This is a genomic window from Pseudomonas sp. P1.8 (genome assembly GCF_001269805.1).
Taxonomy (GTDB): domain Bacteria; phylum Pseudomonadota; class Gammaproteobacteria; order Pseudomonadales; family Pseudomonadaceae; genus Aquipseudomonas.
The window spans coordinates 33,475-53,238 of the sequence record NZ_LHVM01000007.1 but is presented as its reverse complement, the minus strand read 5'-3'; the positions used below and the strand labels follow the sequence as shown (position 1 = coordinate 53,238).

Below are 19,764 nucleotides of genomic sequence, written 5' to 3'. Positions count from 1 at the left end.
AGGAATGCGCCATGCCCGTTGCATTGATTACCGGTTGCTCCAGTGGCATCGGCCGTGCCCTCGCCGATGTATTCAAGGCTGCCGGCTTCGAGGTCTGGGCCAGTGCGCGCAAGGCTGAAGACGTTGCTGCGCTAAACGCCGACGGGTTCACGGCTGTGCAACTGGATGTTAATGACGGTGCAGCGCTTGAAACGTTGAGTGAGCGTATCAACCACGAACGCGGCGGCCTCGATGTGCTGATCAACAACGCCGGGTATGGTGCCATGGGGCCGTTGCTCGATGGCGGTGTGCCGGCCATGCAGCGTCAATTCGAAACCAATGTGTTCGCTGTCGTCGGCGTCACTCGCGCGATGTTTCCCGTGCTGCGTCGGACCAAAGGGATCGTGGTCAACATCGGCAGCGTGTCGGGTATTCTGGTCACACCGTTCGCCGGCGCCTACTGCGCGTCGAAAGCCGCCGTCCATGCCTTGAGCGATGCCTTGCGCATGGAGTTGGCACCCTTTGGTGTACGGGTCATGGAAGTCCAGCCGGGCGCCATCGCCTCCAGTTTTGCCAAGAACGCCGGTCATGAAGCCGAACAACTGATCAGCGAGCAGTCGCCGTGGTTTCCGTTGCGTGAGGGCATCCGTGCCAGAGCCAAAGCCTCGCAAGACAACCCGACCCCGGCCAGCGAGTTTGCCGCCGGGTTGCTCAAGGCAGTGCAACAAGCAAAGCCACCACGGCTGATACGCCTGGGCAATGGAAGTCGAGCGCTGCCGTTGCTGGCGGGGTTGGTGCCCAAGGGTTTGCTGGAGTCCGGGTTGATGAAGCGGTTCGGGTTGCGTGGGCAGCTTTGAAACCGAGTCGCCTGCAATCGCGAGCAAGTTTGCTCCTACAAGGTTCTGTTGCGTAGCTCAGATAGCATTTCAACCCTGGATCCCCGCGAAGGGGCCGGCACATTTTTTACAAAATTGCAGGAAACAGCACAATGACCGACTACACAAAATATTTCGATGAAGTCATCCAGGCCCACGTCGCCATCGAACAATGGCTGGCCGAGGAGCGTGCCGCGTCCGAACTCGAAAACCTGTTGTCGCGTTTTTCGCCTGAGTTTTCCATGGTCTCGCCCTTGGGTCGGGTCCTGGATTTTGATGCGCTGAGTGAGCTGTTCACGCTCGCGGGTGGCAAGAAGCTCGGCTTTCGCATCGAACTCAGCGAACTGTGTGGCATTGCGTTGCACGATGGCGGCGCGACCGTGAGTTATCGCGAGCAGCAGACCGATGCGACCGGACAGCATTCGGATCGCCGTTCGACGGTGGTGTTCGAGAAGGCCGAGGGCAGGATTTTCTGGCGCCACCTGCAGGAGACGTTTTGCTGAAACACCCTCTGTAGGAGCGAGCTTGCTCGCGATCCATCGCGAGCAAGCTCGCTCCTACAATCCTGTTACAACCACCGTACAGGTAATCCCCGCCGCCAACAGCACGCCCTCGGGCACTTCATCGATGTGAATCCGCACCGGCACCCGCTGCGCCAGGCGCACCCAGTTGAAAGTCGGGTTCACATCCGCAATCAGCTCGCGGCTCTCAGGGTTGTCGCGGTCGTAGATACCGCGCGAGATGCTTTCCACATGGCCCTTGAGCACTTCGCCGCTCATCAGTTGCATCTCGGCTTTGTCACCGACGCGCACGTGGGGCAGTTTGGTTTCTTCGAAGAAGCCGTAGACCCAGAACGAGTTCATGTCGACCACGGCCATTTTCGCTTCGCCGATACGCGCGTAATCGCCGCGATGGACGTTGAGGTTGGTCACGTAGCCGTCCACCGCGGAACGCACTTCGGTGCGTTTGAGGTTGAGTTCGGCGGCTTCCAGCTGTGCTTGGGCGTGCTGGTAATCGGCCAGGGCCGAGTCGGCTATGTTGCTGGCGTCGTCGCGGTTTTCCCGGGAGATCACCAGGTTGTCCAGATCGGCGCGACGATGGGCGTTGACCTTGCGCATCTCCCACGTCGCCTTGCGCGAGGCGACCAGGCTCTGGGCCTGCTTGACCGCCAGGCGATAGTGCTCAGGGTCGATCTGCATCAACAGGTCACCCTTTTTCACCAACTGGTTGTCACGCACCGGCACGTTCACCACTTCGCCGGTGACGTCGGCGGCGACGTTGATGATATCGGCACGCACCCGGCCATCGCGGGTCCAGGGTGTGTTCATGTAGTGCTCCCACAGGGAGCGGCCGATCCACAGCGCCAGGGCCAGCACCAGCAAGGTCGCGAGCAGGCTGAAAAGCTTTTTCATCAGGGCATTCTCAGTGAGAGTCAACGGTAGACAGTCAGCGCCAACGCACCGAACAGACAGGTAAACAGGCTCAGGCGCAGCAGCGCCGGGTGCCAGAAGAAGCGGTACAGATCGAAGCCGGACAGGAACCGGTCGAGCGCCCAGGCCAACGCCGCCGCGATAAAGAACATCAGGGTCATGGTCGGCATGTAGACGCCGTGGAAGGCGATTTCACGAGGCATGTTCAAGTCCTTCAGGCTTGGCGATTGCGTAAGCGGCGAGCGGTGATTGCGGGTCCAGCAACGAGGTGCGGATGAAGTGCAGATAGCTTTTCACCCGACGCAAAGCCGAGGTATCGAAGTGCGGGGCGAAGGGTTCGTCAGTCGACTGCACGCGGCTGATCGCGTGATCCACGGCGACCAGTGCGCGCTCCAGGTTGTTGCTGCCCGGTTGCAGGAACAGCCGCACCAGCGCCCGCCCCATCACCCGGATCGCCTGGCGCCACGGCTGGGATTCGGCATAGGCCGGATGCACAGGCAGAATCGCCTGTTCCTTGCGCAACTCGATGATCGCGTGGCCGACTTCCAGCACCACGAACATCCAGCGCAGCAGGTCGCGCTGCACGTGCGGCTGCCCTGCAGCCAGGCCGTAAGCCTGATGCAGCAGGTCGCGGGTGCGGCTTTCGAAACTCGACGCCAGCCCCTTGAGCTTGCCGCTGATGGCGTACACCACCTGACCACGCAGATCCTGCTCCAGCCGACGCCATAACCAGCGACTGTTCGGTGGCAAAATAATCGCCCCGGCCGCCGCGCACACCAGCATGCCGAGCACCATGGCGATGTAGTCGTTGATGAAGGTATACGGGTTGTAGACAGTCAGGTTGTCCGGCACCGAGCCGGTGCTGAAAAAGATCAGCAACCCGAGGCCGACACCGGCGTATTGCGGGCGTGAGGTCAGGAACGAACCGAGTACGATCACCGGCGCCAGCATCACGCACAACAGTGCAAAACCGTCGATCCATGGGAAGATGAAAAACATCTCGACGAAGCCGATCAGCGCACCGAGAAACGTACCGCAGGCCATCTGGAAGGCCATGCGTTTAGGGTTCGGCGTGGCGGCGGACAGGCCTACGGTGGCGGCGGCGATCAGGGTCATGGTCGCGCCGCTCGGCCACGCGGTGGCGACCCAGTAGCTGCCCAGCACCACCAGAATGAACGCCGCGCGAATCCCCGATGCGGCGGCGGCCATCCAGTTGGTTTGCGGGGTGAACGGTTCATCCCATTGCTCCCGCGCATGGCTGTGTTCGGCCAATGAGGCGTGGGTCTGTGCATAACTGTGCAGGTCGTCGACGAAGCGATACAGAAGCTCGTACGCGGTGTGGAAATCCAGTTGCTCGGCGTCGCTCGGCGCACTCTCCTGAAAGGTCGCCCGCAGGCTGCGCACTCGCGCTGGCAAGCCTTCTTTGTAGGCAGTCAATACCGTGACCAGACGCGCCGCATCCGCGCTGGTCAGGGATCGGCCGCTGTAGCCGTCGAGCAATTCGGCCAGGTCTTGCAAACCCGGTTTGATCGCCGCCACCACCTGATCCGCCGCACTGCTACGCAGGCGTTCAAGCAATTGATGCAAGGCGTTGAAGCGCGTGGTGATGCCCATGAACTCGCTGTTCAAACGACTGAGCCGACCGTTGCGCCGACGCATGTGCGGGTCCTCGAATACGGTGACACTACGCAAGCCTTCCAGGCCCACCGCCTCGGCAATAAAGCGCACGTTGCCCGCTTCGAACGCATCGCGCTGACTGCGCCCGCGCAAGCCATCGGTGACAAACAGGGCAAACACGCCGAAGCGCTGATACAAGGCGTTGCGCATCGCCGCGCTGGCGGTTTGCGGCAGGATCGCGGCACTGACCAGGGTCGCGCAGAGAATCCCCAGGGAGATTTCCAGTACCCGCCAAACCGCCGCCATGAACGCGCCATCGGGATGCGCCAGCGCGGGCAAACCAACCATCGCTGCGGTGTAGCCGGCAAGCACAAAACCGTAGGCGCGAAAGTTACGGCAACGCGCCGCGCCGGCCGAACAGATGCCGACCCAGATCGCCAGCGAGCCGAGGAACAGTTCGGTGTTCTGCGCAAACAAGGCAATCAGCGCGACCATCACCGTCGAGCCGGCCAAGGTGCCGAGAAAACGGTAGAAACTCTTGGCGAACACCTGACCGCTTTGCGGTTGCATGACAATAAACACGGTGATCATCGCCGTGCGCGGCTGCGGCAGCTCCAGGCGCATGGCCAGCCACAGCGTCAGGAACGCGGCGATCAGGACCTTGAATATGTACACCCAGGTCACGCCGTCACTGCGTGCCCAGTCAAAGAAACCCCGGCGCCATTCAAGGGAGTACAGCCAGCGCAAAGGTGCGGGCAAGGGAGTCATGAAATCCTGCTCAGTAAAATTCAAACACGGTTCGGAACTTGTGGGAGCCAGCCTGCTGGCGATGGCGGAGTATCAGTCGACATCAATGTTGGAGTGCCAACCTCATAGCCAGCAGGGCAGCGCCCACAGGAATTACATTCACCTCAGCAGAACCGGGGTTTTAGGTGGCTGGGTTTGTTCGACTTTCGGCACATCGTTGCCCGCACCCAGTCCACCACCGAGCGCCGTCACCAGTTCGGCATGAGCACTTAAACGCGCCGCTTGCACCTGCTGCTGCACTTGCTGCTGCTTGAACAGCAACGTCTGGGCATTGAGCACGTTGAGGTAATCGGTGAGGCCACGCTGGTAGGCGATCATCGCGATGTCGTAGGTCCTCTGCGCCGCGCCCACCGACTCGGTGGCGAAGGCCTGCTGCTTGTCCATGGACTCGCGGCGGATCAACTGGTCGGAGATGTTTTTCAGCGCGTTGACCAGGGTCTGGTTGTAATGCGCCACAGCGAGGTCATACCCGGCCGAGGCTTCACCCAGCTGTGCGCGCAGACGTCCGCCGTCGAATATCGGCAAGGAAATCGCCGGGCCGACCGTGTAATTGAGTTTCTTGCCGGTCAGGAACTCCAGCACCCCGCCGCCGGTAGCCATGTAGCCGAGGCTGCCCACCAGATCGACGTTCGGGTAGAAACCGGCGTGAGCGACATCGATCCCTCGCGCCTGCGCCGCCACCTGCCAGCGACTGGCGACCACGTCTGGGCGCTGGCCGAGCAATTGCGCCGGTAGCGACGATGGCAATTTCAGTGCCGCACCTAACGACAGTGTCGGACGCCGCAACTGCGCGCCCTCGCCCGGCCCTTTGCCGGCCAGAGCGGCCAGTTGATTGCGACTCAGGGCGATCTCTTCGTCCAGTGCATCGATCTGGCGATGAGTTTCCGGCAGCGGCGTTTCGGCCTGACTGACTTCGAAATGGGTGCCGATGCCACCGTCCAAACGTTTCTGCGCCAGGTCGAGGATTTGCTGTTGCTGCTTGAGGGTCGCTTCAACGATGTCGCGCTGCGCGTAATGCAACGAGAGCTCGATGTAGACGCGCACGATGTTGTTCTGCAATTCGAGCCGGGCCTGGCGCGCTTCGGCGACCTTCATGTGCGCCATGTCGACGGCGCGCTCGCTGGCATTGCTTTCGCGACCCCACAGGTCGAGGGCGTAGCTCAAGCCCAGCGCGGCGTTGTTGTCCCAGGTGGTGCTGTTGGCCAGATCACCGGGGCCGTAGAACTGATCGGTCGGCCAGTTGTGCCGCTTGAGGGTGGCGTCGCCGTTGATCTGCACCGACTCCGCGGCTTCGGCGACACCGGCCATGGACCTTGCCTGACGCACTCGGGCAGCGGCCATGGCCAGGCTCGGGCTGCCTTGTACAGCGAGATCGATCCAACTGTTCAGTTGCGAGTCGCCATAGGCCTGCCACCATTGCGCGGTAGGCCAATGTGCATCCTGGGCGGCGCTCTGGATGGCGTCGTCGGTGGCCAGTGAATTGGCTTGCAGCGCCTCGCCCTGTGGGGCAATACCTGCGGTTCCGATACAGCCGCCGATTGCCAGGGTTAAAGCCAAAACACTGAGCGGCTGAAGCGCTCTGCTGATGCGACGCGGCACTGCTGCGATTTCCTGAAAATAGGGGGGATAACGAGATCTTGTGGAGCCGGCTTGCTGGCGTTGCAGACACCGCGCTGCATCTGGATGACAGCAGCGATGCCATCGCCAGCAAGCCGGCTCCTACAGTCCGCGCAATTCTATGGGTGGGCTTTGATGGCGATAAGCTGGGATTCTTGTGAATCTTTGTTACCGTTAACGAGATAATCCCAATGTAGGGGGTCACGGCCCCTGAAACTTCGTGTCACAATTTGCTATTCGCCCAGAGAGCACCCCATGGACACTTTGCAAAACATGCGCGCCTTCAGTTACGTGGCCGAGGCCGGAAGCTTCACCGCCGCCGCCGTGCAACTGGACACCACCACGGCCAACGTCTCGCGCGCGGTCTCCAACCTGGAAGCCCACCTGCAAACCCGACTGCTCAACCGAACGACCCGCCGCATCGCCTTGACCGAAGCCGGCAAACGCTATTTGTTGCGCTGCGAGCAAATCCTGGCTTATGTCGAAGAAGCCGAAGCCGAAGCCAGCGACGCCCACGCACGCCCCGCCGGGCAACTGAAAGTGCACACCATGACCGGTATCGGCCAGCACTTCGTGATCGACGCCATCGCCCGCTATCGCAAGACCCACCCGGACGTGACATTCGACCTGACCCTGGCCAACCGCGTGCCGGACCTGCTCGACGAGGGTTACGACGTGTCCATCGTCCTCGCCAGCGAACTGCCAGACTCGGGCTTTGTGTCCCAGCGCCTGGGCATCACCTACAGCATCGTTTGCGCCTCCCCGGCCTACGTCAAAGCCAACGGCTGCGCGCAGAAACCCAGCGACCTGCTCAACCACGCCTGCCTGCGTCTGGTAAGCCCGGTGATTCCCCTGGAAAAATGGGCCTTCGACGGCCCGGAAGGCCAGGAAATGGTCACCATCAACAGCTCACCGTTCCTGGTGAACTCCGCCGACGCCATGAAAACCGCGATCACCAGCGGCATGGGCGTTGGGGTTTTACCGTTGTACGCAGCCATCGACGGCTTGCGCGACGGCACGCTGGTGCGCGTGATGCCCCAGTACCGATCTCAGGAACTGAATCTGTATGCGATCTATCCGTCGCGGCAGTATCTGGATGCCAAGATCAAGACGTGGGTGGAGTATTTGCGCGGGTCACTGCCGGAGTTGTTGGCGGCGCATCAGGCGGAATTGGCGGCGTATGAATTGAGCGGGAGTCTGGGCGGAGTTCGGGTGGCGAATTAATGTGGCAAGCCAGCGCCTGCAAAGATCCTGAGAGGCCTGATTTCCTGTAGGAGCCGGCTTGCTGGCGAAGGCAACCTTGAATATTGCATCGATTTCGAGCCCATTCGCTGGCAAGCCAGTTCCTACAGGGATCGCTGCGAATCCATAAGTTGCCTTTACCGAAGAAAACTTCGGCTATAAGGCCGCAAAGCCCAAGCCAAACTGACAGCGCCGTCAGTTAGCCGTCACCTTCCCGACCCCCAAACAGGTTTATAAAGGAAACTACCCACACTTCCGACCCGGCGCCTCACTCGCATGCGAATCCAGCAAAAACCCGCCCTGCTCGTCGCCCTTCTGATCATCCTGGCAGCGCTGGGCCTGTGGTACGCCAGCAAACCGGGCAAAACCAAACTCGCCACCCCCTCCGCCATCCCGGTACGCGTTGTGAATGTCACTGAAAAAGACGTGCCGCGCTACGTCAGCGGCATCGGCTCGGTCCTGTCCCTGCACAGCGTCGTGGTCCGCCCGCAGATCGACGGCATCCTCACCAGAATCCTGGTCAAGGAAGGCCAACTGGTGAAAAAAGGCGACCTGCTGGCCACCATCGACGACCGCTCGATTCGCGCCAGCCTCGACCAGGCCCAGGCACAATTGGGCGAAAGTCAGGCACAACTGCAAGTGGCGCTGGTCAACCTCAAGCGTTACAAGCTGCTCAGTGTCGACGACGGCGTTTCCAAGCAGACCTATGACCAGCAACAAGCCTTGGTCAATCAGCTCAAAGCCACCGCCCAGGGCAATCAAGCTTCCATCGATGCTGCTCAGGTGCAGTTGTCCTACACGCAGATTCGCTCGCCAGTCACCGGTCGCGTCGGCATTCGTACAGTGGATGAAGGCAACTTCTTGCGCATGACCGACACCCAAGGCCTGTTCACCGTGACCCAGATCGACCCGATCGCCGTGGAATTCTCCCTGCCCCAGCAAATGCTGCCGACCCTGCAAGGCCTGATCAGCGACCCACAGCACGCCCGGGTCAAGGCCTACATTGGTGCCGACACCGATGGCGAAACCGGCAACCTCCTCGGCGAAGGCCACCTGACCCTGATCGACAACCAGATCAACGCCAACACCGGCACCATCCGCGCCAAGGCCGAATTCGACAATGCCGGGCAGAAACTCTGGCCGGGCCTGCTGGTGACGGTAAAAATTCAGACAGCGCTGGATAAAGATGCGCTGGTCGTACCGCCCAACGTCGTACAGCGCGGCCTCGATCAACATTTCGTTTACCGCCTCAAGGGCGACAAGGTCGAAGCCGTCCCGGTGCAGATGGTCTATCAAGACAGCGGTTTGAACATCATCAAAGGCGTGCAGGCCGGTGATCAATTGGTCAGCGATGGCCAGTCGCGTCTCAAGCCCGGTTCGGTGGTGCAGGTGCTGACCGATCCACCGCAGGTGGTGCAATCGGAGACGACGCCATGAAGGGCCACGGCTCGGTTTCCGCGTGGTGCATTGATCACCCTGTTGCGACCATTCTGCTGACCTTCGCCTTGGTACTGCTGGGCGCGATTGCCTTCCCGCGACTGCCCATCGCGCCACTGCCAGAAGCTGAATTCCCAACCATCCAGGTCGCTGCGCAACTGCCCGGCGCCAGCCCGGAAACCATGGCGTCGTCGGTGGCCACACCACTGGAAGTGCAATTCAGCGCCATCCCCGGCGTGACCCAGATGACGTCGAGCAGCGCGCTCGGCTCGACCAACCTGACCCTGCAATTCACCCTCGATAAAAGCATCGACACCGCCGCTCAGGAAGTGCAGGCCGCGATCAACACCGCCGCCGGCAAGCTGCCCAAGGACATGCCGAACCTGCCGACCTGGCGCAAGGTCAACCCGGCCGACAGCCCGGTGCTGATCCTCAGCGTCAACTCGTCGCTGATGCCCGGCCCGGAACTCAGCGACCTGACGGAGACCCTGCTGTCCCGCCAACTCAGTCAGGTCGACGGTGTCGGCCAAGTGTCCATCACCGGCCAGCAACGCCCGGCGATTCGTGTTCAGGTGTCCGCCGACAAACTCGCTGCCATCGGCCTGACCCTGGCGGACATTCGCCTGGCGATCCAGCAAACCAGCCTAAACCTGGCCAAAGGTGCGCTGTACGGCGAGTCGAGCATTTCAACGCTTTCGACCAATGATCAACTGTTCCACCCCGACGAATACAGCCAGCTGATCGTTTCCTACAAGGACGGCGCACCGGTTCACCTCAAGGATGTCGCCAAAGTCGTCAACGGTTCGGAAGATGCCTACGTTCAGGCCTGGGCGGGTTCGCAACCGGGCGTCAACCTGGTGATTTTCCGCCAACCGGGCGCCAACATCGTCGAAACCGTGGATCGCATCCAGGCCGCGCTGCCGGCGCTGCAAGCGATGCTGCCGGCCTCGGTGCAGGTAAAAGTGTTGATCGACAGAACCCAGACCATCCGCGCCTCTCTGCATGAAGTAGAAATCACCCTGCTGATCGCGGTGATGCTGGTGGTCGCGGTGATGGCGTTGTTCCTGCGCCAACTGTCGGCCACGCTGATTGTGTCGGCGGTGCTCGGGGTGTCGTTGATCGCCAGTTTTGCGCTGATGTACGTGATGGGCTTCAGCCTGAACAACCTGACGCTGGTGGCAATCGTGGTGGCCGTGGGGTTTGTGGTAGACGATGCGATCGTGGTGGTGGAAAACATTCACCGCCATCTCGAAGCCGGCGATGGCATGCGCGAGGCGGCGATCAAAGGCGCCGGCGAAATTGGTTTCACCGTGGTGTCGATCAGTTTCTCGCTGGTGGCGGCGTTCATCCCGCTGCTGTTCATGGGTGGTGTGGTCGGGCGACTGTTCAAGGAGTTCGCCCTGACCGCCACTTCGACCATTCTGATTTCGGTGGTGGTGTCCCTGACGCTGGCACCCACCCTGGCCGCGCTGTTCATGCGTGCACCGGTGCATCACGCCCACAACAAACCGGGCTTCGGCGAGCGCCTGCTGGGGTGGTACGAAAAAGGCCTGCGCCGCGCCCTCGCCCATCAGAAGTTGATGATCGGCGTGTTCGGCTTGTCCCTGGCATTGGCGGTCGTCGGCTACATCCTCATCCCCAAAGGCTTCTTCCCGATCCAGGACACGGGTTTTGTCCTCGGCACCACCGAAGCGGCGGCGGACATTTCCTACGGTGACATGGTGAAAAAACACCTGGCGATGGCCGAAATCGTCGCCGCCGATCCTGCTGTCCAGGCGTTTTCCCACTCGGTCGGCGTCTCGGGCAGCAACCAGACCATCGCCAACGGCCGTTTCTGGATTGCCTTGAAAAAACGCGGCGACCGTGACGTCTCGGCCAGTGAATTCATCGACCGGATTCGCCCGCAACTGATGAAAGTCCCGGGCATTGTGCTGTATCTGCGTGCCGGTCAGGACATCAACCTCAGCTCCGGCCCGAGCCGTGCCCAATACCAGTACGTGATCAAGAGCAACGACGGCGCGACCCTCAGCACCTGGACCCAGCGCCTGACGGAAAAACTGCGCGGTAACCCGGCGTTCCGGGACATTTCCAACGACCTGCAACTGGGCGGCAGCATCACCCACATCAACATCGACCGCAGCGCGGCTGCCCGTTTCGGCCTGACCGCCAGCGATGTCGACGAAGCGCTGTATGACGCGTTCGGCCAGCGGCAGATCAACGAGTTCCAGACGCAGGTCAACCAGTACAACGTGATTCTTGAACTGGATACCAAGCAGCGCGGCAAGGCTGAGAGTCTCAACTATTTCTACCTGCGCTCCCCCTTGAGTGGAGAAATGGTGCCGCTGTCGGCCCTCGCCAAGTTTGATGCGCCGACCATCGGCCCATTGTCCATCGCCCACGACGGCATGTTCCCGGCCGCCAACCTGTCATTCAACCTGGCACCCGGCGTGGCCTTGGGCGATGCGGTGATCATGCTCAACCAGGCCAAGGCCGACATCGGCATGCCGGCGGCGATCAGCGGCAATTTCCAGGGCGCGGCCCAGGCATTCCAGAGCTCGCTGGCCAGCCAGCCGTGGCTGATCCTGGCGGCGCTGGTGGCGGTCTACATCATTCTTGGCGTGCTCTACGAGAGCTTCGTGCACCCGCTGACGATCATTTCGACCTTGCCCTCGGCGGGTCTGGGCGCGGTGATCATGCTGTGGATCTGCGGTCAGGATTTTTCGATCATGGCGCTGATCGGGCTGGTACTGCTGATCGGTATCGTCAAGAAAAACGGCATCCTGATGATCGACTTCGCCCTCGACGCGCAGCGCAACGGTGGATTGTCGCCGGAAGAGGCGATCTTCAAGGCCTGTATCACGCGGTTCCGGCCGATCATCATGACCACCCTCGCCGCGCTGCTCGGCGCCCTGCCGCTGATGCTCGGTTTCGGCACCGGCGCCGAGTTGCGCCAACCCTTGGGGATCGCTGTAGTTGGCGGCTTGCTGGTGAGCCAGGCGCTGACGCTGTTCACCACGCCGGTCATATACTTATGGCTTGAGCGGTTATTCCATCGGCCCAAACCTACGCCGGTTGCGGCGTTGGCGACCACAGACTGAGGCGGGGTCATGCGCGTTCTGATTATCGAAGACGAAGAAAAAACCGCGGACTATCTGCATCGCGGCCTGACGGAACAGGGCTACACCGTGGACCTGGCCCGGGACGGGGTCGAAGGCCTCCACCTGGCGCTGGAAAGCGACTATGCGGTGATCGTCCTCGACGTCATGCTACCGGGGCTCGACGGCTTCGGCGTACTGCGCGCCCTGCGTGCGCGCAAGCAAACCCCGGTGATCATGCTCACCGCCCGCGAGCGCGTCGAAGACCGCATCAAAGGCCTGCGCGACGGTGCCGATGATTACCTGGGCAAACCGTTTTCCTTCCTTGAACTGGTGGCGCGCCTGCAAGCGCTGACCCGCCGCAGCGGCGGTCATGAACCGGTGCAAGTGAGCATCGCCGACCTGTGGATAGATTTGATCAGCCGCAAGGCCACCCGCGCCGGCACCCGCCTGGACCTGACCGCCAAGGAGTTTTCGCTGCTCAGCGTGCTGGCCCGTCGACAAGGCGAAATCCTCTCGAAAACCGCCATTGCCGAAATGGTCTGGGACATCAATTTCGACAGCGACGCCAATGTGGTCGAAGTCGCGATCAAACGCTTGCGAGCCAAGCTCGACGGGCCGTTCGAAGAGAAACTTCTGCACACGATCCGCGGCATGGGTTATGTGCTGGAGAGCCGTGGTGTCCAGTAACAGTATTGCGCTGCGCCTGAGCGGGATGTTCACGCTGGTGGCGCTATTGGTCTTTCTGTTGATCGGCTGGGCGCTGTACCAACAAGTCGACAAAGGCCTCGGTTTGCTACCCGAAGCCGAGTTGGATGCGCGCTACAGCGTGCTCGAATCCACCGTCGGCCGTTACGGCACGCCCGAGCATTGGGTGAAGATCAACAACAAACTCAAGCTGCTGGGTGAAGAAGACAAGCGCATCAATTTCTGGATCACCAGCGACGATCCGCACTACGAATACGGCAACCCGACACCGCAAATCCGCGCCTTTGCCGATGGGCCTCTGGGCATGCGCGACCTGCAGTTACCGAATCAGCCCTACCCGATGAAAGTGCTGGTCAGCGAGTTTCCAGCCAAGGACCAGCGCCCGCCGTTGCGCTTCATGATCGGCATCGACACCGAGACGTTTTTCCACACGCAACACCAGTTGCTGATTGCCCTGATCAGCCTGGCGATCATTGGCGTGCTGATGGCCTCGGCGTTGGGTTACTGGGTGGCGCGGATCGGTCTCAAGCCGTTGATCAAACTGTCCCAGGAAGCCCAACGCCTCGCGCCGCCCTTGCGCTCCGGACGCTTGCGGCTGTCGCCGTTGCCGCCGGAGCTCGACCAGTTCGTGAGGTCGTTCAACTCGACGCTGGAGCGGGTGGAACAGGCCTACTCACGCCTGGAGTCGTTCAACGCTGACGTCGCCCATGAGTTGCGCTCACCGCTGACCAATCTGATCGGCCAAACCCAGGTCGCACTCACCCGCGGACGCTCCGCCGAGCATTATTTCGAAGTGCTGCAATCGAACCTCGAAGAACTGGAGCGGTTGCGTTCGATCATCAATGACATGCTGTTCCTGGCCAGCGCCGATCAGGGCAGCAAAGCGACCAAACTGACCTCCACGTCCCTGGCCGATGAAGTGGCGACGACTCTGGAATACCTGGACTTCATTCTCGAAGATGCCCGGGTTCAGGTTGAAGTGAGTGGTGATGCGCAAGTGCAGATCGAAATCGCCCATTTGCGCCGTGCATTGATCAATCTGCTGAACAACGCAGTGCAGCACACTGAGCCCGGACAGGTGATTCAAGTGCGGATCGAGGTTCAGGAGCATCAAGTCAGCATCGGCGTGGCCAACCCCGGATCGCCGATTGACCGGGAGCATCTGCCGCGCCTGTTCGAGCGTTTCTACCGGGTCGATGCGTCGCGCAGCAACAGCGGCCATAACCACGGACTTGGGTTGGCCATCGTCAAGGCGATTGCATTGATGCATGGCGGCGATGTATTCGTGCGCAGTGATCACGGGATGAATACGTTCGGGATTCATCTGCCTGTCTGATCCTCTGAAGGCTGCGATCTTTGTCTTTTGTGTAACAGTCCTTTCATGAATCCACTCTTTTTCCCAACCGCCGACATCCCTATCTTTGCCCGCACCAAACAGCACTTGCCAAGCAAGAAGGTTTTAAAGATGTCCAACAGTATGGGTATTGCCAGCGCTTTTGTTTTGTCCTCATTGTTCCTGTCGCCATTGGCCTTCGCGGAGGAGTCGCAGACGTTCGTCGCGCAAAACGCCGCACGTGCTGCCGCGTTCGAGGCGCAGCAGATCGAGATGACAGCCAAAGCCCCTGAATCCACCCAGGCGCCACAAGCGTTGCGCAATCAGACTCAGCAGACTGAAAAAGACAGCTGATTGCCCCGCATCGCTCCAGTTTCCCTCGACACTTTCCATCGGCTCTTCCCTTTGAGAAGTTGTCTTCAAGCCGCTGCTTTCAGCGGCTTTTTTTATAGGGTTACGTTATTGGAACTACGCTTACAGAGTTCCTCCAGCAGACGTCAGTCCTATGACCTCAAGCCAAATTCCGCACACGCCTGCCAATACCGGTCGACCCGAGATCATGGTGATCGTAGGCAGCGCCCTGACTGTTATCTCGATTCTGTGCATCGTCACATTTCTGCTCATTCGCGAACACACCAATGCCCAACAGGTTGCTACTCGCAGTGCTACAACCATTGCCCAACTGATCGACGCGGATGTGCTGCGCACGGTCGAGCTCTACGACCTGACCCTGCAAGGCTTGATCGCCGCCGCACAACGGGACGATCTGAAACAGGTGTCGGCGCAGATTCGCCATCTGGTGCTGTTCGACCGCTCCACCACCGCGCGCTATAAAGGCGACATTCTGTTGCTGGACAAGCATGGCGAGGTCCTGGCCGACTCGTCATTGATCGAACCAAAACCGGGCAATTTCGCTGATCGCGACTATTTCCTGGCCCATGCCTTCAACCCTGACACCGGCATGTTCATCAGTCGACCGTTCAAACCTCGCTGCGACTGCGAAGAAAAGGACGAATGGCGCATCAGCTTCAGCCGACGCATTGCCTCACCCACGGGGGAATTCCTGGGCGTCGCGGTGGCCTCGATGCGCATGAGCTATTTCGACCAGCTATTCAACAGCCTCGATATCGGCGCCGACAGTACGCTGGCGATCATCAACGACGACGGCATTCTCTTGGCGCAGAAGCCATTCAGGCAAAACACTGCAATCGGCAAAAGCTTCGCCAGCCGTCCGAATGTTGTGCGGATGTTGCAGGAGCGCAGCGGCACCTTCGAAAGTGTCTCAAGCAACGATCGACAAGGGCGCCTCTACACTTTCTCCCGGGTCGGAAACCTGCCACTGACGGTAATCGTCGCGCTGTCGATTGACGAGGTTTTTGCCACCTGGCAACGCACGGCATGGGTGATTAGCGGCGCTACGGGCGTTCTGTGCATTGGCCTTTTATGGCTGAGCTGGCTGCTTTGCCGCGAACTGCGGCTGCGGCACAACGCCGAGCAGGAACTGGCGCAACTGGCCGCCACCGATCCGCTGACCGGCGTTGCCAACCGTCGAACCCTCGATCATGCACTGCGCCACGAATGGTTTCGCGCGCAACGCTCCGGGAGGCCGTTGTCGCTGTTGATGATCGATGCCGATCACTTCAAGGCGTTCAACGATCGCCATGGCCATCAGGCCGGCGACGAGGTGCTACGGACGCTGGCCGAGGTCATACGCGCTCATGTCCATCGCCCGGCAGACCTGGTGGCCCGCTACGGTGGCGAAGAGTTTTCGGTGATTCTGGCCGAAACCGACAGCGACGGCGCACGAAAGATTGCCGAACAGATCCGTGCAGCGGTCGAGAAACTGCCGCTGTCTGGTGCAGTTCAGTCACCGATGACGGTTAGCATCGGCATCGCCACCTGGACGACAGCCAGTGAAATCAACCTGGAACAATTGCTGTTCAGCGCAGACAAGGCCCTGTATGAGGCCAAGGAAGGCGGGCGTAATCGTGTGGTGTGCGCCAGCTGAAAAGCAGAGATAAAAAAAGGCCACCCGAAGGTAGCCTTTAAAAACTAGAGAGGTTTTTTACTTACACGGCCGCAACAGGACGCATGTAAGAAATTGGTGCAGTGCTGGCATCTTCGAACGTCACGACTTCCCAGGCATCTGTCTGCTCAATCAACTTGCGCAGCAGCTGGTTGTTCAGTGCGTGGCCGGACTTGAAGCCCTTGAACTCACCAATCAGGCTATTGCCCAGCAGGTAGAGGTCACCAATTGCATCGAGGATCTTGTGCTTCACGAATTCGTCTTCATAGCGAAGGCCGTCTTCGTTCAGTACGCCATCGGCATCGACCACGATAGCGTTTTCAACGCTGCCGCCGAGTGCGAGGTTGTGCTTGCGCAGGTACTCGATGTCACTCATGAAACCAAAGGTACGGGCGCGACTGACTTCTTTTACGAACGAAGTGCTGGAAAAATCCACGCTTGCACTTTGGGTGCGGTCACGAAAAACCGGGTGATCGAAATCGATCTCGAAGCTCACCTTGAAACCTTCGAAAGGGACGAAAGTGGCGCGTTTGTCGCCGTCTTCCACTGTCACTTCACGCAGGATGCGGATGAATTTCTTGGCGGCGTCCTGTTCTTCCAGGCCAGCCGACTGAATCAGAAATACGAAGGGTCCAGCGCTGCCATCCATGATCGGAACTTCGGACGCGGAGAGCTCGACGTAGGCGTTATCGATGCCCAGGCCAGCCATGGCCGAAAGCAAGTGCTCCACCGTGTCCACTTTCACGTCACCGTTGACCAGCGTCGTCGACATCGTTGTCTCGCCGACATTGGCCGCACGAGCCGGGATCTCGACCACTGGATCGAGATCGTTACGGCGAAAGACGATGCCGGTGTCGATCGGCGCAGGCTTGAGAGTCAGATAAACCTTCTCCCCGGAGTGCAGACCTACACCTGTGGCACGGATAATATTTTTCAGTGTGCGTTGTTTAATCATGGCTTGGGCCGCTTCAGCGCAAATTGCGAACTGGTATCAACAAAGGCTGGCGATGATAGCAGACCACGCCTTTGCTGAACACCAATCACCTTCATAGCCCTGATACATTTCATTAATCGGCCTGACGACGCAGGAAGGCCGGAATGTCCAGGTAGTCCAGATCATCTTGCGGATTCATCTTCGCGGCAGCCGCAGCACCGGCCTGAGCCTGGTTGCGCATGACGGTCGGACGGTCCAGATCACGATAGTTCACCGCTGGAGCTTCCTGACGAACAGGGGCCTGTTGTTGTGGCTGAGAAGCCATCGAGGTATGGACGGTGTTGTCGATGACCTTCACAGGTTTCTCGATTTTAGCGCCTAGACCGGTCGCAACGACAGTCACGTGCAGTTCGTCACGCATGTCCGGATCGATAACGGTACCGACCTTGACCATGGCGTGCTCGGAAGCGAAGGCCTCGATGATGCTGCCCACGTCGGAGTACTCACCCAGGGACAGGTCAGGACCGGCGGTGATGTTCACGAGGATGCCACGCGCGCCTTGCAGGTTCACGTCTTCGAGCAACGGGTTGCGAATGGCCGCTTCGGTGGCCTCGCGTGCACGGTTCGGACCGCTGGCGCAGCCAGTGCCCATCATTGCCATGCCCATTTCGCTCATCACGGTGCGTACGTCGGCAAAGTCGACGTTGATCATGCCCGGACGCTTGATGATGTCGGAGATACCGCGAACGGCACCGGCCAGAACGTCGTCAGCCTTGGCGAAAGCCGACAGCAGGCTGGCGTCCTTACCGAGGATGGTCAACAGCTTCTCGTTGGGAATAGTGATCAACGAGTCAACGCTTTCAGACAGCAGGCGGATGCCTTCGTCGGCCAGCTGCATGCGCTTGCGACCTTCGAACGGGAACGGACGGGTCACCACCGCAACAGTGAGGATCCCCATTTCCTTGGCCACTTCGGCAATGATCGGCGCAGCACCGGTACCGGTACCACCGCCCATGCCCGTGGTGATGAACACCATGTTGGTGCCCTGCAGGACTTCGGCAATGCGCTCACGGTCTTCGAGAGCGGCCTGACGACCTACTTCAGGGTTGGCGCCAGCGCCCAGACCTTTGGTCACGCCGGTACCCAGTTGCAGGATGGTCCGTGCGCTGATGCTTTTCAGCGCCTGGGCATCAGTGTTGGCGCAGATGAATTCGACGCCTTCAATGTTGCTCTTGACCATATGGTTGACAGCGTTGCCGCCGCCACCGCCGACACCGATAACTTTGATTACCGGGCTTGCGGGGATGTTGTCTACGAGTTCGAACATTTTCCCTCTCCTTTACGTTCTCTAGTTTTTTCGCCTACTGCGTGCTTCGGTATTACGGTATTGCGGTAAAGCATTAGAAATTGCCCTGGACCCACTTCTTGAGGCGGTCCAGCAGCGGAGCCTGCGGCTCTTCGTTGCTGTAGCTGTCGCGGCTGCCGATGCCCGAGAACGAAATGCCGTCGGACTGTTTTTGCAGGCCATACATCAACAGGCCAACGCCTGTGGAGTAAATCGGGTTACGAACCACGTCATCGAGACCTTTGACGCCGTGAGGCACGCCCAGGCGGACCGGCATGTGGAAGATTTCTTCGGCCAGTTCAGTGGCGCCTTCCATCTTCGCGGTACCGCCGGTCAGCACGATGCCGGCCGGGATCAGGTCTTCGTAGCCGCTGCGACGCAGCTCGGCCTGAATCAGGGTGAACAGTTCGTCGTAACGCGGTTCGACCACTTCAGCCAGGGCCTGACGGGACAGCTCGCGCGGAGGACGATCACCAACGCTTGGGACCTTGATGGTTTCACCGGCACCCGCCAGTTTGGCCAGGGCGCAGGCGTAGCGAATCTTGATTTCTTCGGCGTACTGGGTTGGGGTACGCAGCGCCATCGCGATGTCGTTGGTCACCTGATCGCCGGCAATCGGGATCACCGCGGTGTGACGGATTGCGCCTTCGGTGAAGATCGCGATGTCGGTAGTGCCGCCGCCGATGTCCACCAGGCACACGCCCAGCTCTTTCTCGTCATCGGTCAGCACCGAGTACGCGGACGCCAGTTGTTCGAGAATGATGTCGTCGATTTCCAGACCGCAGCGGCGCACACATTTTTCTATGTTCTGTGCAGCGTTGACGGCGCAGGTGACCACGTGGACCTTGGCTTCCAGACGCACGCCGGACATGCCCAGCGGCTCGCGGACACCTTCCTGGTTATCGATCACGTAATCCTGCGGCAGGGTGTGCAACACGCGCTGGTCAGCCGGGATCGCTACGGCCTGGGCGGCGTCGAGCACGCGCTCAAGGTCGGCGGAGCTGACTTCGCGATCACGAATTGCCACGATGCCGTGGGAGTTCAGGCTGCGGATGTGATTGCCGGCCACGCCAACGAACGCCGAGTGAATGCGGCAACCCGCCATCAGCTGTGCTTCTTCGATGGCGCGCTGGATCGATTGCACGGTGGATTCGATGTTCACCACCACGCCTTTTTTCAGGCCACGGGACGGATGAGTACCAATCCCGACGATTTCCAGCGTGCCGTCGTCCGCGACCTCGCCCACCAGCGCCACCACCTTGGAGGTGCCGATATCGAGACCGACGATCATTTTGCCGCTTTGCACGTTTGCCATGGGT

The 19,764-nt window shown here is 60.3% G+C and carries 16 protein-coding genes; 9 read left to right on the top strand and 7 right to left on the bottom strand.

Going from position 1 to position 19,764, the window contains the following annotated elements; translation table 11 throughout:
- Window positions 1-11: 11 nt before the first annotated feature.
- Together AD668_RS04135 and AD668_RS04130 are read left to right on the top strand one after the other, a co-directional pair.
- The gene (locus AD668_RS04135; protein ID WP_053154996.1) at window positions 12-836 is read left to right on the top strand and encodes an SDR family oxidoreductase; all 825 of its coding nucleotides are present in this window, start codon (window positions 12-14) and stop codon (window positions 834-836) included.
- Between the two features lie 131 nt (window positions 837-967).
- Complete coding sequence (locus AD668_RS04130) at window positions 968-1,357, top strand: DUF4440 domain-containing protein (RefSeq protein ID WP_053154993.1); 390 nt, start codon at window positions 968-970, stop codon at window positions 1,355-1,357.
- 54 nt (window positions 1,358-1,411) lie between these two features.
- Here the strand turns inward: AD668_RS04130 and AD668_RS04125 are convergent, their stop codons facing one another.
- The 4 genes from AD668_RS04125 to AD668_RS04110 form a co-directional block, all read right to left on the bottom strand.
- On the bottom strand, window positions 1,412-2,266 hold the full coding sequence (locus AD668_RS04125; protein ID WP_053154991.1) for an HlyD family secretion protein: 855 nt from the start codon (window positions 2,264-2,266) through the stop codon (window positions 1,412-1,414).
- A gap of 20 nt (window positions 2,267-2,286) precedes the next feature.
- Window positions 2,287-2,487, bottom strand: a complete 201-nt coding sequence (locus AD668_RS04120; protein ID WP_007896379.1) for a DUF1656 domain-containing protein — start codon at window positions 2,485-2,487, stop codon at window positions 2,287-2,289.
- On the bottom strand, window positions 2,477-4,669 hold the full coding sequence (locus AD668_RS04115) for an FUSC family protein (RefSeq protein WP_053154990.1): 2,193 nt from the start codon (window positions 4,667-4,669) through the stop codon (window positions 2,477-2,479). Before AD668_RS04115 ends, AD668_RS04120 begins: the two co-directional genes overlap by 11 nt.
- A 138-nt stretch (window positions 4,670-4,807) precedes the next feature.
- The gene (locus tag AD668_RS04110; protein ID WP_053154988.1) at window positions 4,808-6,307 is read right to left on the bottom strand and encodes an efflux transporter outer membrane subunit; all 1,500 of its coding nucleotides are present in this window, start codon (window positions 6,305-6,307) and stop codon (window positions 4,808-4,810) included.
- 273 nt (window positions 6,308-6,580) lie between these two features.
- On the opposite strand from AD668_RS04110, the gene AD668_RS04105 reads away from it, so the two are divergent.
- From AD668_RS04105 to AD668_RS04075, 7 genes are all read left to right on the top strand, one after another.
- Window positions 6,581-7,549, top strand: a complete 969-nt coding sequence (locus AD668_RS04105; protein WP_053154986.1) for a LysR family transcriptional regulator — start codon at window positions 6,581-6,583, stop codon at window positions 7,547-7,549.
- A 294-nt stretch (window positions 7,550-7,843) separates the two neighbouring features.
- The gene (locus AD668_RS04100) at window positions 7,844-9,004 is read left to right on the top strand and encodes an efflux RND transporter periplasmic adaptor subunit (protein ID WP_053154984.1); all 1,161 of its coding nucleotides are present in this window, start codon (window positions 7,844-7,846) and stop codon (window positions 9,002-9,004) included.
- Entirely contained in the window at window positions 9,001-12,102 is a 3,102-nt protein-coding gene (locus AD668_RS04095; protein ID WP_053154982.1) for a multidrug efflux RND transporter permease subunit, read from the top strand. Before AD668_RS04100 ends, AD668_RS04095 begins: the two co-directional genes overlap by 4 nt.
- Window positions 12,103-12,111: 9 nt before the next feature.
- Complete coding sequence (locus AD668_RS04090) at window positions 12,112-12,789, top strand: heavy metal response regulator transcription factor (protein ID WP_033056445.1); 678 nt, start codon at window positions 12,112-12,114, stop codon at window positions 12,787-12,789.
- Window positions 12,779-14,143, top strand: a complete 1,365-nt coding sequence (locus AD668_RS04085) for a heavy metal sensor histidine kinase (protein WP_053154980.1) — start codon at window positions 12,779-12,781, stop codon at window positions 14,141-14,143. The genes AD668_RS04090 and AD668_RS04085 overlap by 11 nt, the downstream gene beginning before the upstream one ends.
- A 129-nt stretch (window positions 14,144-14,272) precedes the next feature.
- Window positions 14,273-14,494, top strand: coding sequence for a hypothetical protein (locus AD668_RS04080; protein ID WP_053154978.1), 222 nt, complete (start codon window positions 14,273-14,275; stop codon window positions 14,492-14,494).
- Between the two features lie 151 nt (window positions 14,495-14,645).
- The gene (locus AD668_RS04075) at window positions 14,646-16,148 is read left to right on the top strand and encodes a diguanylate cyclase (protein WP_053154977.1); all 1,503 of its coding nucleotides are present in this window, start codon (window positions 14,646-14,648) and stop codon (window positions 16,146-16,148) included.
- Window positions 16,149-16,209: 61 nt separating this feature from the next.
- Here the strand turns inward: AD668_RS04075 and lpxC are convergent, their stop codons facing one another.
- The 3 genes from lpxC to ftsA all read right to left on the bottom strand — a co-directional run bounded on the left by lpxC (window position 16,210) and on the right by ftsA (window position 19,760).
- Window positions 16,210-17,121 (bottom strand): UDP-3-O-acyl-N-acetylglucosamine deacetylase, encoded by a 912-nt coding sequence (gene lpxC, locus AD668_RS04070; RefSeq protein ID WP_053154975.1) that lies wholly within the window; start codon window positions 17,119-17,121, stop codon window positions 16,210-16,212.
- Between the two features lie 112 nt (window positions 17,122-17,233).
- Complete coding sequence (gene ftsZ / locus AD668_RS04065) at window positions 17,234-18,427, bottom strand: cell division protein FtsZ (protein ID WP_053154973.1); 1,194 nt, start codon at window positions 18,425-18,427, stop codon at window positions 17,234-17,236.
- A gap of 73 nt (window positions 18,428-18,500) precedes the next feature.
- The gene (gene ftsA, locus AD668_RS04060; protein ID WP_007972611.1) at window positions 18,501-19,760 is read right to left on the bottom strand and encodes a cell division protein FtsA; all 1,260 of its coding nucleotides are present in this window, start codon (window positions 19,758-19,760) and stop codon (window positions 18,501-18,503) included.
- Window positions 19,761-19,764: the final 4 nt, after the last annotated feature.